Here is a 2364-nt window from a genome sequence, read left to right as displayed (position 1 = left end):
GTTTCACGTTGTTTGTTTCGTTCAGTTTTCAAAGAACTACTTGGTCGCTCATTTGCGACTTCCTTATGTTAACATTTCTATCTTTCAATGTCAACTAAGTTTTTTATTTCGTTTGTCGCTTTCGATGTTAATGTCATCGGCGACTTGTTCTATATTACACCCCTATTCAATAATAGTCAATATTAATCTTTCACTTTTTTAGAAAAGATGAAACAGCTACTCATATTCCTCTTTATTTTTCATACATATAATTAAAATACCTGAAAGGGGTGTAGAGATTGTTCGATCCTCCCTTATTACATATCATCAACGCCCATTCAAGAAACCCACATTATCATAAGAATTTTCCTATCATTCTATTTTGGAGCCAAAAAAGTGGTTGTACTTCTCTTGCTAAGTGGTTTTTTTATCAGATTGACTTATTACAGACAGCTCTAAATTATAGTCCTTTCATTCATAATTATGAATATGACATATACAAAAGTACACCTGCCTATAGTGTCCGACTAGGTATAGCATTACGCGAAAAACAAAAAGAAACTTTTAAGCTTGTTCGTAACCCTTATAGACGAGCAGTGAGCTCTTTCGTATCCTTAATCGCACCTCCCTATATAGAAAATCCCGAATGGAAGCCCATCCGAAAGTTTTTATATCAAGATGAAAACTCCTCCAAAGGCCTCTCATTTAAACAATTTCTATACTATCTATTCATTAATGATGCTCAAGGAAATGATATTAACCCGCATTTCACACAACAATATATCGCTGGTGAAGAAGAATATGTGACCAATTATATATACTTAGAAAACTTCGATCAGGATATGAGAGCATTAGAAAAGCGTTTCAAATTAAAAACTGCACCAATAAATGAGTTCTCAATATCATGGCATCATCAAACTCCCGCCATGATTTATAAAGGGAATTTTAGCGAAGCCGATATTACTGACCCTTTATTTCCTCGCTACCCCACTTTCGAAAGTTTTTATGATACCGAATGTATACAACTCGTTCAAACAATATTTCAAAATGATTTCAATACGTATAAATATAGTAAAGAATACCTATACTGATTTCAATCTATTATCTTTGCCAAATAAAAAAACACCTAATATATATAAGGTGTTTTTTTATATTTAAACTATATACAATATGTTACTTAGCATTCCTTACTATTCAAGTTATTCTTCTTTAATAACTTACTTATCTTTTGTCTATCTGCCCATCCTACTCCTATTAAGACTAAACTTCCTCCCATTACTATCTTCCAAGTTAAAGACTCATCTAATAAAGCAATTGAAGCAACAATACTTATTAACGGTAAGGCATTTAAATATAATCCACTTACTGATGCCGAGACTGTCTCTAATGCTCTATTCCAAAACCAATAGGCTAAAATTGTTGCGCCTATAACAAGATACATTACACTAAATCCAGTCTTCCATGTTTCGATTTCTGGGAAACCATAGTAAAAAGTTTCTACCATTGCAAATGGTAATAAAATAACAGCTCCAATAATTAAAGTTAATGTTGTAAAAACCTTGTTTGATAAATACTGTTCTTGTTTTGGTCTTTTCAATAATACTGTATAGAAAGCAAATAAGAAAGTGCTTAATAAAATAAGGGTATCTCCTATTAAAGATACTTCTTGATTACCGTTACTAGATGGGATGGTAATAAGAAGTACTCCAGCAGCTCCCAATACAATACCGATCCAATAATTAAGCTGAATTTTTTCTTTCAAAAAGATCGCTGAAAAAAGAATTGTAACTAACGGTAAAGCAGCATCAATAATACTAACATGTAATCCACTTGTTAAAGAAATACCGTAGGATGTGAACATAAAGTAACCAGCTACACCAGTAAAAGATAGTAAACTCATTCTTTTCCACGGCACTTGTTTATGTACAACCGATTTTTTTAATTGTTTAAATGAAAATAGCAAACAAATTCCACCAGCGAAGAAAAGGCGAATAAATAACAAAGTAAATGGCTGAATAGATTCTAACGCCCACTTTGTTGGCGCAATGGCTGTCCCCCATAATATAACAGCCACTAATAACATGCATATTTCTTTCATAATCCCCCACACCCATCAATAATATATATTAATTATCTTAATTATAGATTTTTTGATGAATAAAATCCTTTAAAAGTGAAAAGACATTGTATAAATTGAAACTTTAATCAGTGGGGGTAGTTGACTTTAAAACGTCTCTATTTCATCCTTTTCTCTCATTACGATTACTAAATTTACGGATTATGACATTTGATATATATAAATAAACATAAAAAAACCTAAGTCGAAACGACTTAGGTTTTTGCTTGGCGACGTCCTACTCTCACAGGGACAAGGTCCCAACTACC

General features: G+C 32.3%; 2 protein-coding genes. One reads left to right on the top strand and one right to left on the bottom strand.

Annotation, left to right across the window (positions count from 1 at the left end):
* Positions 1-278: 278 nt before the first annotated feature.
* The gene (locus FH036_RS26865) at positions 279-1070 is read left to right on the top strand and encodes a sulfotransferase family 2 domain-containing protein (protein WP_000460178.1); all 792 of its coding nucleotides are present in this window, start codon (positions 279-281) and stop codon (positions 1068-1070) included.
* A gap of 86 nt (positions 1071-1156) precedes the next feature.
* On the opposite strand, the gene FH036_RS26860 is transcribed toward FH036_RS26865, so the two are convergent.
* On the bottom strand, positions 1157-2089 hold the full coding sequence (locus FH036_RS26860) for a DMT family transporter (protein ID WP_103557152.1): 933 nt from the start codon (positions 2087-2089) through the stop codon (positions 1157-1159).
* Positions 2090-2364 lie beyond the last annotated feature (275 nt).

It is taken from the genome of Bacillus sp. CD3-5, from assembly GCF_006349665.1.
GTDB lineage: Bacteria > Bacillota > Bacilli > Bacillales > Bacillaceae_G > Bacillus_A > Bacillus_A paranthracis.
The sequence above is the reverse complement of the archived record's forward strand: the minus strand, read 5'-3'. Positions and strand labels throughout refer to the sequence as shown.